Origin of the sequence: Pseudacidovorax sp. (assembly GCF_017991995.1) — a bacterium.
GTDB lineage: Bacteria > Pseudomonadota > Gammaproteobacteria > Burkholderiales > Burkholderiaceae_C > Xenophilus.
Genome location: NZ_JAGOPN010000016.1, coordinates 1 through 14,494, shown reverse-complemented (window position 1 = coordinate 14,494; position 14,494 = coordinate 1). Strand labels below are relative to the sequence as shown.

Annotated in this window: 10 protein-coding genes; 6 read left to right on the top strand and 4 right to left on the bottom strand. The window is 68.0% G+C overall.

The features are described 5' to 3' along the window. The first annotated feature begins 41 nt into the window (after nt 1-41). The 5 genes from KBC94_RS20120 (at nt 42) to KBC94_RS20100 (ending at nt 7,984) form a co-directional block, all read left to right on the top strand. Nucleotides 42-1,823 (top strand): IlvD/Edd family dehydratase, encoded by a 1,782-nt coding sequence (locus KBC94_RS20120; protein WP_294374184.1) that lies wholly within the window; start codon nt 42-44, stop codon nt 1,821-1,823. 20 nt (nt 1,824-1,843) lie between these two features. Next, the gene (locus KBC94_RS20115; protein WP_294374182.1) at nt 1,844-3,058 is read left to right on the top strand and encodes a fumarylacetoacetate hydrolase family protein; all 1,215 of its coding nucleotides are present in this window, start codon (nt 1,844-1,846) and stop codon (nt 3,056-3,058) included. Nucleotides 3,059-3,089: 31 nt separating this feature from the next. Then, nucleotides 3,090-3,704, top strand: a complete 615-nt coding sequence (locus KBC94_RS20110) for a TRAP transporter small permease (RefSeq protein WP_294374179.1) — start codon at nt 3,090-3,092, stop codon at nt 3,702-3,704. Further along, the gene (locus tag KBC94_RS20105) at nt 3,701-4,978 is read left to right on the top strand and encodes a TRAP transporter large permease subunit (protein ID WP_294374177.1); all 1,278 of its coding nucleotides are present in this window, start codon (nt 3,701-3,703) and stop codon (nt 4,976-4,978) included. The genes KBC94_RS20110 and KBC94_RS20105 overlap by 4 nt, the downstream gene beginning before the upstream one ends. A 111-nt stretch (nt 4,979-5,089) precedes the next feature. Then, the gene (locus tag KBC94_RS20100; protein ID WP_294374175.1) at nt 5,090-7,984 is read left to right on the top strand and encodes an endo-1,4-beta-xylanase; all 2,895 of its coding nucleotides are present in this window, start codon (nt 5,090-5,092) and stop codon (nt 7,982-7,984) included. Nucleotides 7,985-7,989: 5 nt separating this feature from the next. Here the strand turns inward: KBC94_RS20100 and rrtA are convergent, their stop codons facing one another. Beyond that, entirely contained in the window at nt 7,990-8,526 is a 537-nt protein-coding gene (rrtA, locus tag KBC94_RS20095; RefSeq protein ID WP_294374173.1) for a rhombosortase, read from the bottom strand. Between the two features lie 191 nt (nt 8,527-8,717). On the opposite strand from rrtA, the gene KBC94_RS20090 reads away from it, so the two are divergent. Then, entirely contained in the window at nt 8,718-10,031 is a 1,314-nt protein-coding gene (locus KBC94_RS20090) for a flavin-dependent oxidoreductase (protein WP_294374171.1), read from the top strand. 72 nt (nt 10,032-10,103) lie between these two features. Here KBC94_RS20090 and KBC94_RS20085 read toward each other — a convergent pair whose 3' ends face one another. The 3 genes from KBC94_RS20085 to tssI all read right to left on the bottom strand — a co-directional run. Beyond that, a complete protein-coding gene (locus KBC94_RS20085; protein WP_294374169.1) occupies nt 10,104-10,331 on the bottom strand; it encodes a PAAR domain-containing protein in 228 nt (75 codons plus the stop codon). A gap of 110 nt (nt 10,332-10,441) precedes the next feature. Continuing rightward, a complete protein-coding gene (locus tag KBC94_RS20080) occupies nt 10,442-11,365 on the bottom strand; it encodes a hypothetical protein (protein ID WP_294374167.1) in 924 nt (307 codons plus the stop codon). Then, nucleotides 11,352-14,494: type VI secretion system Vgr family protein (gene tssI / locus KBC94_RS20075; RefSeq protein WP_294374165.1), on the bottom strand; the 3,143-nt coding region annotated here is incomplete at its 5' end. The genes KBC94_RS20080 and tssI, both read right to left, overlap by 14 nt.

Below are 14,494 nucleotides of genomic sequence, written 5' to 3'. Positions count from 1 at the left end.
GGCCGCTTCCTTCGATCCTCCCCTTTCCGACGTCGACCGCCATGGACAACAGAGCTGGTCGCAGCTTTCGCTCGCGCGAATGGTTTGCAGACCCCCATCGCTCCGACATGACGGCGCTCTATCTGGAGCGCTTCATGAACTACGGACTGACACCCGCCGAACTGCGTTCGGGCCGGCCCATCATCGGCATTGCGCAGACGGGCAGCGACCTGTCGCCGTGCAACCGCATCCACCTGGACCTGGCGCGCCGCGTGCGCGACGGCATCCGCGATGCGGGGGGCATTCCGATGGAGTTCCCCGTGCACCCCATCTTCGAGAACTGCCGCCGGCCCACCGCCGCACTCGACCGCAACCTGGCCTACCTGGGCCTGGTCGAGATCCTGTACGGCTATCCCATCGACGCCGTGGTGCTGACCACCGGCTGCGACAAGACCACGCCGGCGGGCATCATGGCCGCGAGCACCGTGGACATTCCGGCCATCGTGCTGTCGGGCGGCCCCATGCTCGACGGCTGGCATGGCGGCGAACTGGTGGGCTCGGGCACGGTGATCTGGCGCAGCCGCCGGCAACTCGCGGCGGGCGAGATCGATGAGGAGGAGTTCCTCCAGCGCGCCTGCAGCAGTGCGCCCTCGGCGGGGCACTGCAACACCATGGGGACGGCGTCGACGATGAATGCCGTCGCCGAGGCGCTCGGTCTCGCGCTGCCGGGCTGTGCCGCCATCCCGGCGCCCTACCGCGAACGCGGCCAGATGGCCTACGAGACCGGCCGCCGCATCGTGGGCATGGCCTTCGAGGACCTGCGGCCCTCACGCATCCTCAGCCGCGAGAGCTTCCTCAACGCCCTGTCGGTGGTCAGCTGCGCGGGCGGCTCCAGCAACGCACAGGTGCACATCATGGCCATGGCCCGCCACGCCGGCGTGGAGCTGCGGCCGCAGGACTGGACGGACCATGCCTACGACCTCCCGCTGCTGCTGGACATGCAGCCCGCCGGCAGGTTCCTGGGCGAGCGCTTCTTCCGCGCCGGCGGCGTGCCGGCGCTGATGTGGGAACTGCAGCAGGCCGGCCGCCTGCATGGCGACTGCGCCAGCGTGACGGGCAAGACCGTGGGCGAGAACGTCCAGGACCGCGAAAGCACCGATCGCGAAGTCATCCGCCCCTTCGACGCACCGCTGATGACCAAGGCGGGCTTTCTGGTGCTGAGCGGCAATCTCTTCGACTTCGGCATCATGAAGACCTCGGTCATCTCGCGCAGCTTCCGCGAGCGTTACCTGAGCCGGCCGGGCCACGAGGACGTGTTCGAGGCGCGTGCGGTGGTCTTCGATGGCGCCGATGACTACCACGCCCGCATCAACGATCCGGCGCTCGAGATCGACGAAGGCTGCATCCTGGTGATGCGGGGCGCCGGCCCCATCGGCTGGCCGGGCTCGGCGGAGGTGGTCAACATGCAGCCGCCCGATGCCCTGATCCAGCGCGGCATCCAGGCGCTGCCGACGCTCGGTGACGGACGCCAGTCCGGCACGGCCGACAGCCCCTCCATCCTGAACGTGTCGCCCGAAAGCGCCGTGGGCGGCGGCCTGCGCTGGCTCAGGACCGGCGATGTGATCCGTGTCGATCTCAATGCCCGCCGCTGCGACGCCATGGTGTCCGACGAGGAGATCGCCCGGCGCCAGCACGAGCTGCCCGCGCCGCAGTTGCCGCCGAGCCAGTCCCCCTGGGAAGAGATGTACCGCCGCAACACCGGACAGCTGGTGGACGGCGCCACGCTGGACATGGCCCTGAAGTACCGGCGCATCGCCGAACGCACGCCGCGCCACAACCATTGATCACGCCCAAGGAAATCTGAATGACTGTGACAACGACGGCCCTGCCGGAGCGCAGCCCTGCCCTGCACCCCGTGCTGCCGATGGATGGCCTGGCCGGCACGCTCGTGGCCCGTGCCTGGTGCGCCGGCACGCCGGCCGGCCCGGCCGTGGTGGCCCTGCGCCCCGACGGCGTGTTCGACCTGAGCCGCCACTTCGCCACCATGAGCACGCTGCTCGAAAGCGACCGGCCGGCACAGGCGGTGCGCTCGGCGGACGGCGAATACCTGTGCAGCGTCGACGCGCTGCTCGACAACAGCCAAGCCGAAGGCCGGGACCCGGCCCTGCCCTGGCTGCTGGCGCCGTGCGACCTGCAGGTGGTCAAGGCCGCCGGCGTGACCTTCGCCGCCAGCATGATCGAGCGCGTGATCGAGGAGCAGGCCGGCGGCGACGCCAGCCGCGCGCTGGCACTGCGCGGCCAGGTCACGGCCTTGATCGGCACCGACCTGTCCGACATCCGCCCAGGCTCGGCCCAGGCGCAGGCATTGAAGCGCCTGCTGCAGCAGAAGAACCTGTGGTCGCAGTACCTGGAGGTGGGCATCGGGCCCGACGCGGAGGTCTTCACCAAGGCTCCGGTGCTGGCGTCGGTGGGCCATGGCCAGGCCATCGGCATCCGCCCCGAGTCGACCTGGAACAACCCCGAGCCCGAGGTGGTGCTGGCCGTCAACAGCCGCGGCGCCATCGTCGGGGCCGCGCTGGGCAACGACGTCAACCTGCGCGACATCGAAGGCCGCAGCGCGCTGTTGCTGGGCAAGGCCAAGGACAACAACGCGTCCTGCGCCATCGGCCCGTTCATCCGCCTCTTCGACGAGGGCTTCGGCCTGGACCAGCTGCGCAGCGAAACGGTGCACCTGGAGGTGAGCGGCGAGGACGGCTACCTGCTGCGCGGCATCAACACCATGGCCAGCATCAGCCGCGACCCGGAAGAGCTGGTGCACCAGACGACCGCCTGCCACCAGTACCCGGACGGCTTCATGCTGTTCCTGGGCACGCTGTTCGCGCCGGTCGAAGACCGTGACGAGCCCGGCGGCGGCTTCACCCACAAGCTCGGTGACGTGGTGACCATCCACAGCCACTGGCTGGGCCGCCTGCAGAACCGGGTGACGCACTGCGAGGCGGCACCGCCCTGGCAGTTCGGTCTGCGCGCGCTGATCCGCAACCTGGCCGACCGCGGCCTGCTGCAAGGGGCGCGGCTGTGATGGCCGCGTCGCGTCCCGCCCGGAGTTGCGCATGATCGACACCACCATCGCGCGCTTCTGCCGCGCCATCGACATCCTGATCGCCGCCGCGCTCGCCCTCATGGTGGTGCTGGTGTTCGGCAACGTGGTCCTGCGCTACGTCCTCAACTCCGGCATCGCGGTCAGCGAGGAACTGTCGCGCTGGCTGTTCGTCTGGCTGTGCTTCCTGGGTGCCGTGGTCGCGCTGCGCGACGGGGCGCACCTGGGCACCGACATGCTGGTCTCGCGCCTCAGCGCCACGGGCAAGAAGGTCTGCCTGGTGCTGGGCCACCTGCTGATGCTCTACGTGACCTGGCTGTTCCTCACCGGCAGCTGGGTGCAGGCACGGCTGAACCTGGACATGGAGGCGCCGGTGACCGGCGCCCCGGTGGCCATCTTCTATGCCTCGGGCGTGGTCTTCTCCGTACTGGCCGGCCTGCTGCTCCTGCTGCAGCTGGCGCGGGTGCTGACGGGGCGCATCCGCGAGAGCGAGCTCGTGATGGTCAAGGAATCGGAAGAGCAGGCCGAGCTCGAGGCCCTGCAGGCCCAGCTTGCGCGCGACGACGCCGCCCACGACCTCTTCCAATCCCCTCACTCCGGCAGCAAGGCCGGCGGACAGCGCCCATGACCGTCTTCATCTTTCTCGCCAGCCTCGTCGGCGCGATGGCGCTGGGCATTCCCATCGCCTACGCGCTGCTCGCCAGCGGCGTCGCGCTGATGTGGCACCTGGACCTGTTCGATGCCCAGATCCTGGCGCAGAACTTCATCAACGGTGCCGACAGCTTCCCGCTGCTGGCCGTGCCCTTCTTCATGCTGGCCGGCGAGATCATGAACGTGGGCGGGCTGTCGCAGCGCATCGTCAACTTCGCGCTCGCGCTGGTCGGCCATGTCAAGGGCGGGCTCGGCTATGTCGTCGTGCTCGCCGGCTGCCTGCTGTCGGCGCTGTCCGGCTCGGCGGTGGCCGATGCCGCGGCGCTCACGGCCCTGCTGCTGCCGATGATGATCAAGGCCGGGCACAAGAAGGAGGTGTCGGGTGGCCTGATCGCCGCGGCCGGTGTCATCGGCCCCATCATCCCTCCGAGCATCGGCTTCGTCATCTTCGGCGTCACGGCCAACGTGTCGATCAGCAAGCTGTTCATTGCCGGCATCGTCCCCGGCATCCTGATCGGCGCCGGCCTGGCACTGACCTGGTGGTGGCTGGGCCGCAAGGAGACGCTGGTCCTGCCGCCGCGCAAATCGCGCGCCGAAATCTGGGCCGCCGCGCGCGAGTCGGTCTGGGCGCTGATGCTGCCGGTGTTCATCCTCGTGGGCCTGCGCATGGGTGTGTTCACACCCACCGAGGCGGCGGTGGTCGCCGCGGTCTATGCGCTCTTCGTGGGCAACGTGATCTACCGCGAACTGCCGCTGCGCGCGCTCTTCCACATCTTCGTCACGGCGGCACGCACCACGGCGGTGGTGATGTTCCTGGTGGCCGCTGCCATGGTGTCGGCCTGGCTCATCACGGTGGCCGACCTGCCGCAACAGGTGGTGGAGCTGCTGCGTCCGCTGCTGGGCAACCAGACGCTGCTGATGATCGCCATCATGGTGCTGGTCATGGTGGTGGGCACGGCGATGGACATGACGCCGACCATCCTCATCATGACGCCGGTCCTGATGCCGCTGATCAAGGCCGCCGGCATCGACCCCATCTACTTCGGGGTGCTCTTCATCATCAACAACTCCATCGGCCTGGTCACGCCCCCGGTCGGCACGATCCTCAACGTCGTCGCCGGCGTCGGCCGGATGAAGATGGACGAGGTGACCCGCGGCGTGATGCCCTTCATGGCCACGCAGTTCGCGGTGATGTTCCTGTTGGTGCTCTTCCCGCAACTGGTTCTGGCACCACTGCGCTGGTTCTATTGAAGCACCGGCACGGTGCGAGCGAACCCGTCATGCCCGTCGTGCGGCCCGAGAGCACTGCCGACGCGGAGACATTTCTTCCAACCAAGAGAGACAAGAGAGAGAGAGACAAGCATGCATCTGATCATCGAACCCCCACCCGCAGCAGGGCGGCAGGACGACCCTGCAATGGCCTACGAATCACCGACGCGGATACCTCCACGCCTCGGGCCCACCAGGAAAGCGCCTCGCATGACCGGACGCATTGACGCCAGGCGTGTCTTGATGGCCCTGGCAACCGGCGCCGTGCTGACGAACGGCGTCATGGCGGCGGAGCGCCCCACCGACCCGGCCAACTGGCCCGCGCTCAAAGACGTCTACAAGAACTACTTCCTGATCGGCAGCACCAATCTCAGCGCCAGCTATTTCGGAACCAATGTGGTGCCGGGCGAGAACTCCACCGCTGCCATGACGCTGAAGCACTTCAACGCGGCGACGCCCAGCAACGCGATGAAGCCGGAGTTCTGGAATGGCGGGAGCAGCAATCCCACCCCGACGTTCCTCACCAATCTGACGTCCGGCATCAACGCCGACATCAGCGCGGCCAACGCGCGCGGCTTCAAGGTCACGGGGCATACCCTGCTCTGGCACAACCAGTCGGCCCAGTGGCCCGCGCCCAACGTCCTGACCTCGACGGGCGGATGGGAAACCCCGTGGGACTACACCACGGCGAAGACCAACCTGGAGTACTACATCCGGACCGTGGCCGGCCATTTCGATCAGGAGCCGTACAAGACCTACGCATGGGACGTGGTCAACGAAGCGTTCAAGGACAACCCCGACAACCCCGCCGACTGGCGCAATGCCCTGAGAACGGGGTACAGCCCCGAGGAGCGCCCGTCGCGCTGGGCCCAGGCCTACGCCAAGGGCGGCAAGAGCTGGGAGTACATGTATGACGCGTTCTTCCATGCGCGCCAGAACACGACGTCGATCCTGAACTACAACGACTTCAACGACAACGAGCGCGCCTCCAAGGCCACGGCCATCGCATCGATGGTCAAGGAGTTCAACCAGCGCTACGCGGCCGAATCGGCCGCGGGCAAGGGGCGCATCCTTCTGGATGCCAAGGGCAATCCCCGGCCGCTGGTCGACGTGATCGGCACGCAGGGTCACTGGGACATGCGGCTCAACATGGACGCCTTCGAGCGGACCATCAAGACCTATCTCGAAGCGGGGGTGAATGTCGACCTGACCGAGCTGGATCTCGCGCCCACGCTGGGCCTGGACAAGGGCCAGCGGATCCAGAACGGCCCCGAGATGGAGGCCTTGTTCAAGGAACAGGGCATCCAGTACGCGAAGCTGTTCAGCCTGCTCAAGGAATATGCCGCCGGCCCGAGCGGCCGCCACCCCGGGTACAAGGGCGGCGTGCACCGTGTGACCTGGTGGGGCATGACGGATCCGGGCTATCACACCAATGGCTATCCGTGGTCCGCCGTGGGCCAGCCGAAGGAGGCGTACTGGGCCACGACCGACCCCGAGCAATACCTCATCGATGCCGGCCTGCCGCCCAACGGGGTCACCGCGACCTTCAGCTACGGCGGGGAAAGCTTCAAAGCCCGGACCTGGGGCGGCAAGAACGCGCAGGCGATGCTCGACATCAACGTGCCGGCCAGCACGAAGAACGTCGTGTTCACGCCGGCCAACGTCGCGCTTCCGGCAGGGTTCGCCGTCGAGAGCATGAAGTTCAACCCGCCCGACTGCGCGGTGAGCCCCGGCAAGCCCTGCCATGTGACGGTAACCGCGCGCGGCCCCGCGCCGGCCACCACGGCCGTGGAGAACACGGCGACCTTCGTCGTGTCCTTCGGCAAGATGACCGTCGGATGGATGGACGCGTACAACGCCCTGGAAGCCCCCCTGTCCTATGCCGACGTCCGCTTCAGCGACGGCGTGACGCCCTTCAGGCAGTACAAGACCTCCTATGGCAGCGACGGCATGGCGAGAGCATCCGGCGTCGTGGAAACGAAGCCGGTGCCCAAGCATGGGCGCACCACGCTCGTCCTGTCGCCGCAGGACGTCATCGCCGGACCGACGGGCCTGAAGCTGCAGAAGGACGCGTCCACGGAGAAGGCCTGGCGGCTCGTCACGCGATTCGAGCCCGGCCGGACCTACATGGTGGTGTCTGGCGAGTCCGACTTCAACGGGAAGATGCAGCCTGCGGCATTGACCAACAGGACCAAGCCCGCCACCGCGGCTTCGCCGGAGTCGCTGTCGCGCACGCCGGTCACCCTGCGGGGCGACATCCTCGTGCCGTCGCGCAGCGCGAATGCGCCCGACACCGAGCCGGCCCTGTCGCAGGACAACCTCAAGTTCGTCTTCGAGGAGGCGAAGAGCCCTGCCGCAGGCCCCTACGCGAGCCAGGAGGGGCACACCATGCAGAGCTTCATCCATGGCACCAACGTCTATCCGCAGATCGTCTTCCGGGGCAACGGAGCGACCGGCACCGTCGTGGCGGGCCGGAACTCGCTGATCACGCGCCAGACGAACGGGCAGGAGGGTTCGCAGATCGCCGAAAGGAACCTGGACCAGGCGGTGTGGTTCAACACGCCCATCGATCCGGAAAGCGGCGAGATGAAGATGTTCCTCTACACCGAGAAGGACGGCGTCAAGCAGCATTACGTCCTGAAGGACGTGGTCGATGGCGAGACGCCCAACCGCGACGCCGGCAACGCCATCAGCCAGCGGCAGGGCTCCGTCGGCGGCTTCGTCGCCGTGCAGGCGGAGAGCCCCAAGGAAGGCACGAGCGTCAAGCTCTATGCCTACGACGTCGCCGCCTATGCAGTGGAGGATGAGCCGACCACCCCGACCACCCCGACGACGCCGACGACACCGCCGAGCACGGAGCCCACGCAGCCGGTGATGCCGATCGCCTCGCCTTTCAGCAGGAAGGGGGGTGCGCTGGACCTGGGTGACCTCGCCCTGGTGCTGGCCGGCCTCGTCGCACTGGGGGTGGCTCGCCGGCGCCGGACCTGACGCCGTCAGGCCCGGGCCTGCCGCAGGCGGCTCCACGCCGCCTGCAGCAGGCAGAGCAGCAGTGCGCAGAGCGCGCCGTACAGGTGCGCCTCGACCATCACCTCGCCGCCGATCCACGAGGGCTGCGCGTCGGAGTGCGGTGGGATGAGTTGCCAGCCCAGGCGCGCGACGACCACCGCCAGGCCGATCCAGGCCCAGCGATCGCCCTGCCAGGCACGCGGCGCCAGCACCCAGATGAACAAGCCATAGAGCACACCCGAGAGGCCCGCGTAGTTCGTGGCCCCGGGCGATGCGACCACCAGCAGGGCCCCCACGCCCAAGGCCAGCGCCACGATCACGGCAGTCCACGCGCGCCCGCTGCGGGTGCCCGCCGCGAGCGCGGCGCACAGCGCCAGGCCGCCGGCATTCATCAGGCAGTGCGCCCAGCCCAGGTGCACCGCATGCGCCGACAGCAATCGCCAGGGCTGTCCGTCGAGCACGCGCGCGCGCTCGTAGCGCAACGCTTCGTACACCGGCTCGCCGCCGGCCTGCAAGGCCAGCATCAGGCCTGCAAGCGCGGCGGGAACGAGCCAGTGGGCAGGGGACCGCAGGGGGGATGTCGCCGGGTGCGCGGCCCCTTCAGGGGTTCGAGGCATGGGCCATGGAGCGACACCAGGGGTGCGCAAGGAATGAGGGAAACCGGGTCACTGTAGCCTGCCAGCGGGCCCGCGCAAGCCATGGACAATCGCCCGCCATGCCCGGAGACAACCCCACCCCTCACCACGCGCCCCGCCCCATCCTCATCGCTGGCGGCGGCATCGGTGGCATGGCCACCGCGCTCACCCTCCATCAGATCGGCGTGCCGTGCATCGTCTTCGAGACCGTGCCCGAGCTTCAGCCCCTGGGCGTCGGCATCAACCTGCAGCCCAACGCCGTACGCGAGCTGCACGACCTGGGCTTCGGCAACGACGTGCTCGACACCATCGGCCTGCAGGCGCGCGAATGGGCGCTGGTGGGCCGCAACGGCAACGAGGTCTATGCCGAGCCGCGCGGTCTGGCCGCCGGCTACCGCTGGCCGCAGTACTCGGTGCATCGCGGACAGCTGCAGATGTTGCTGTTCGATGCCGTGCGCGCGCGACTGGGCGACGATGCCGTGCGCCTGGGCCAGCGCGTGACCGGCTATCGGCAGGATGCCGATGGCGTCACGGCCCTGATCGAGACACGCGACTGCAGGCGGGAGGAAGTGGCAGGCTCGCTGCTGATCGCGGCCGACGGCCTGCATTCGGCGGTGCGGGCGCAGATGCATCCCACGCAGCCGCCCATCCAGTGGGGCGGCGCCATCATGTGGCGCGGCACCACGCCGGGCGTGCCGGTGCGCACCGGCGCGTCATTCGTGGGCGTGGGCTCGCTCAAGCACCGGGTGGTGCTCTATCCCATCTCTCCGCCCGATCCGGCCACGGGGCTGGCCACCATCAACTGGATCGCCGAGATCACGGTCGACAACCAGGGCGGCTGGCCGCAGGGCGACTGGAACCGGCGCGTGCAGCTCGATGACTTCATCCACCACTTCGAAGGCTGGAACTACAGCTGGATCGACGTGCCCACCATGCTGCGTGGGGCCAAGGACGTCTTCGAGTACCCCATGATCGACCGCGACCCGGTGCCCACCTGGGTCGACGGCCGCGTCGCGCTGCTGGGCGATGCGGCGCATGTGATGTACCCCGTGGGCTCCAACGGCGCCAGCCAGGCCATCGTGGATGCGCGGGTGCTGGGCGCGCAGCTCATCGCCCATGGCGTGGGGCCGCAGGCGCTGCGGGCCTACGACGACAGGCTGTGCCAGGACATCTCGGCGCTGGTGCTGCGCAACCGCGGCGCCGGGCCGTTCGGCCTGCTGGGATTGGTGGACGAGCGCTGCGGCGGCGTGTTCGCCCACATCGACGAGGTGCTACCGCGCGAGGAACGCGAGGCCTTCATGGCGCGCTACAAGGCAGCCGCAGGTTTCGCCATCGAGACGCTCAACGCCGCGCCGCCGACCATCGCGCCGGGGCAGCGCGTGGCGGCGAACTAGAGCGGGCGTCAGCTGCCAACGCGCGGTTCGATCGCTCCCTCGACGGCCGGGCGTTGAAGGCGATCGTGCCCCTCATTTCGTCAGGTCGCCTTCGCAGGCGGTGATGCGCCCCCTGTGCTCCTGCCTGCCCGCACCAGCCAGGATTCGACACTCGTCGCCGCAACGCGGGCAACGTACCAAGCAGTCCTGGGCAGTAACGGAAATGCCATGCGCCTTCATGTCCAGTGCCGTGATCACTTCGCCACCATGATCGATGGGGTCGCCCAGCCGGACCACTGCCCGGCCGCTTACGTCACGCATCACTGTCCTCTCGAAGGGGTGGCAGCTCGGTCAAGTTGTCGAATGCCAGCGAGGCCGCTGCAATCGGCGTCCGGCCATTTGGCTGCTTTGGTGTAGCGCTGGCGGCGAAGTCAGCTCTTCTTCTTGGAGCCGAACATCCGCTCGATTTCCTGGGCCATGGGATCGGGGCCGACCCATTGCCACCAGGCGGGCTGTGTCACAACGCGGCCGGTATCAGGATCCTGCCCGTTCAGGACAGGGAACCATCCGTCATCGCCGAGGCTTTGGATGCGCCGCTGCACGGGAATAACAGTATTCAGTGCGTCGTCGGCGAAGAAGCCAAGCCAGCGGCCGTCCTTGGGAACCCGCTGGCCCGTCCTGGGCATGTCGCCGAACTTCTTCTGATCGCGCTCGCGCAGTTGCTCGGAAGTGAGGTAGTCGCGGCGGATTTCGAGGCGCACCATCTCCCGCGCTGTGTACGGGTCCTGGTCTCGCGGTTTGGTGTAGTCCAGCACCGCCTTCACTATGTAAGGTGCATAGGGCGGATTCAGGATGTCGTATTCGAAGAACGCAGGCTGGTGCACGATACCCAGCTGCATGATCACTTCGGGGGGATAGAGATTGCCTCCATCCTGAAGCCATCCTGGCGCAACCTTGAGTCTCAGTAGTTGCTCCAGACGCTCGCGGTCAAGGTCCATCGGCGGACTGAACTCGATCTGGAAGTGATAGGGCTCCACCTTGCCCTGCTCGTCGGTCGTGCCGAGCATGTAGATGCTGGTCCATTGATTGAGAAAGCATGCATTGAAGGCGAAGTTGGTCCCGCCCCGGTATGCTTGGCCACTCACGATGGCTGGCTTTTTGCGCTTGATCGGGACCAGCCGCGACAACATCTCGAACGGTGCGTCCCCTCGAATCACCTTCATCGCCGCCGCAACGAATTCGACCAGCCGTTCCCGCTGCATGTCGTCATAGCGGAAGTTGTCGTAGACGGCTTGGGCGGCGCGCAGTTCTGCCTCGGTGGCTGCACGCCGTTGGGCCTTCTCATCGGGTGTCATGACTTTCCTTTTCTCCTGAGGGTCGACCAGCCGCAGTGGTTGCGATGTCGAACAGTCTTGTGCAAAAGCCGGGCTGAGGCAGAGCAGCGCCAGGAGCGCCGTTCCACAGATGCTTGACCACCTCCTCGCAAGCGAAGCTGTCCTCCTCCCAGGGTCGCATGCGATAGCCGAGGCTGCCCGGCTCTGCCGTAGCCATCTGGTCCACATCGATGGGCTTGCCGCCCAACCCCACGTCTTGAAGCAATTCATAGGCGGCCTTTCTTGCCAAGGGAATCTCGGTTCGCAGGACGTCGGGCAGGTAGCCCGGTCGGTCCGGCTTCTTCTTGTTCGCGCTGTCGAAGTAGCAGAGCAACTGGTAGTACATGGCAATGACCATGCGATGCAGGCCCACCAGCGCGCTGGGTTCGTTGGGGAGTGGGGTCTTCGCTGCCAGGGCGTGATACTTCGGCGGCATCAAGGTGGCCCAGATGAGCTGGATGTTGGGCAGATGCACGTAGTCGAACGGATGCTGCTGCACCAGGGCCGACATCCAGAAGTACTGCTGCGCGTGTCGGGCCTCGTGGTAGATCGTGCTGGCGAATTCGCGCACGGCATCGCCGACGTCATCGCCGTCCTTCGCGGCTTTGAGGATCGAAAGAATCCCACCCTTGTAGCCTACGAGCAGCCACTTCTGCGGGAGCATGACGCCCTTGAGATCCAGGTTGTCGAAGTCTGTGAGGCCCAGTGCCTGAGCCTCCTTGTCGGTCGGTATCGCGATGCGTGGCATCGCATCCGCAGGCAGTCCGAATGCTCCCTTGGCGAGGGCCTTCGGCAGTTCAGCCTGGAATAGCGTCTGAACGAACTCCATGTTCCCTTCGTCCAGTGGCCATTTCCCGCCCCGCCAGGAAATCCTCATCAACACCGGCTTCACCGCCTCCACATACGCCCGGGCCACCGGATAGTCCCCCTGCCCCGAGGCCCCCTTGGGCTCATGCTGGCGCATCCCCCAGTTGTTCGGATCGCAGCTCGCATACACCGGCGCCTTGCTCTGGCCGGTGGCCTCGTCCGCATTGGGCTTGAGCCCCTTGCCACCGACCGCCTGGACCTTGCGCTCGCGCTTCTCGGACACGGGCGCATAGTCCTGGTCGGCTGGCGTGTACACCGTGGGCGCATAGCGGGCCAGCACGCCGTCCTCGCTGTGTCGCAGCAGCTCGACGCTGGCGACCTGGGGCACCATGCTGCGCGCCACGTCGGTCTCGCCCGCGTCGTTGGTCACGCCTTCCACCGTGCGGCCGCCGCCGAAGACGATGCGGTATTTCTGTTGCGCCAGCCGCAGGCCGCTGGCATGTTCGAGCAGCACGAACTGCTCCTCGAAGTGGCGCTGCGTCGCGGCTTTCCCCGGCATGGAGTCGGCCACGTCCCGTCGGGGCGGGGGTGCGCCGTGGTGCTGGTCGACGCTCAACGGCCCCATCTGCACATGCGAGGCCGCATGCTCCACCCAGGTGCCGGACGTGCCGTGGGTGATGCCGGCATTGCTCCATTCGGTGAAGCTGCCGCCGCCGTTGACCGTCACGCTCACCGGGGCCGAGATGACGATGCTGCCGGTGGTGCTGCGGATGGTCACGCCCTGGCGGGCCAGGGCCTGCACGGCATCGCGCTGCGCCTGGATGCGCACCGGCCCCTCGCCCACGATCCACTTCATGCCGGCCCTGCGCGCGAACACGCGAAGGCCCTGCTTGGCGGCGACCAGCCAGCGCCGGCCCACGCTCAGGCTGGTGTGGCCCTCGCTGGTCAGGGCCACATGCTCGCCCCCCTGCAGGTGCAGGCTCTGCGCGGTGGTGGCGGCCAGGCCTGCCGCGCTGGCCAGCACCAAGTGCGGCTGCTGCAGTTCCGGAAAGCGCCGCTGCGCCGCATCGGCCTGGCCTTCGCCCTGGATGTCGGACGCCTGCCGGGCCAGCCGCTGTGCCACGGCGTCCTGGTCGGCGCCCCTTTCCTGCGCCTTGGCGATGCTGGCGGCATCGGCCAGGCCCTCGTGCTGGCGCGTGGCCGCCTTCAGGCGCGCGGCGGTCTCGCCCAGGCTCTTGGCATGTTCGGCGGCGTTGGCCCGCCCTTCGGTGGTGATCAGCATCCCGTCCTTGGCGCGCAGCACGCCGTGCCCATCGGTGCGCAGCTCGAAGCCTTCGCCACGCGCGTCCTTGCGGCCCTGGTTGTCCTCGATGCGCGTGATCGCCCCCAGGCTCAGGCTGGAGTGCTGGTGGTCGCTCTTCAGCTGGGCCTGGATCTGCCCGGCCGTGTCGTCCATCACCAGGTGGTTGCTGCGTCCGGCCGCGCTATTGCCGCCGCCGTCGGTCAGCTCGCGGCTGCGAAAGCCGCTGAGTGCGGCTTGCTGCGGCAGTTGCCAGGGCGGCAGGTTCAGCTGGTTGTGCACCCGGCCTGTGCAGATGGGCAGGTCCGGATCGCCGCCGAGGAAGTCGACGACCACCTCCTGCCCGATGCGCGGGAGGTGCACGCCGCCCAGCTGGTTGCCCGCCCACGGGCTGGAGACACGTACCCAGCAGCTGCTGTGCGGGTTCTCCTGGCCTTGCCGGTCCCAGGGGAACTGCACCTTGATGCGGCCGAGTTCGTCGGTCCACAGCTCCTGGCCCTCGGGGCCGACCACCCGTGCTGTATGGGGACCATGGGTGTGCGGCTTGAGCCTGGTGAGCGCCGGGCGCAGCGGCTCGGTGATGGGGTGCGCTAGCAGGTCCACCTGCACCCGCCAGCGTTGCTGCGACTGGGGTTGAGTCACCGCGTTTAGCGCCGCCTGGCTGTCCTGCCCCACGTCCTCGATGAGGAAGTCGGTTTCCAGGATCAGGTATTCCGCATTGGCCGCTTCCCTTGGATGCCCCTGCAGCGCGAAGCTGAAGCCCGGCACCATGCCGCGCAGGTTGCCGCTGGCCCGCGCACGCGCCCCCGAGGTGCGCAGCTGCTGCATGCGAAGCCGGGCGATCAGGTCGCCCTCGGCCAGCGGGTCATTGGCCCCGGCGGTGCCGGCGCGCGGCTGGGCGTAGTGACTGCCGGCCAGGCTCGCGTGCCAGGCGTAGACCTCCGCCTCCGCAAAGCCGGTCGGCCGCGGATCGCTGCGGCTGACCGACAGGTCGGCCCGGGGGC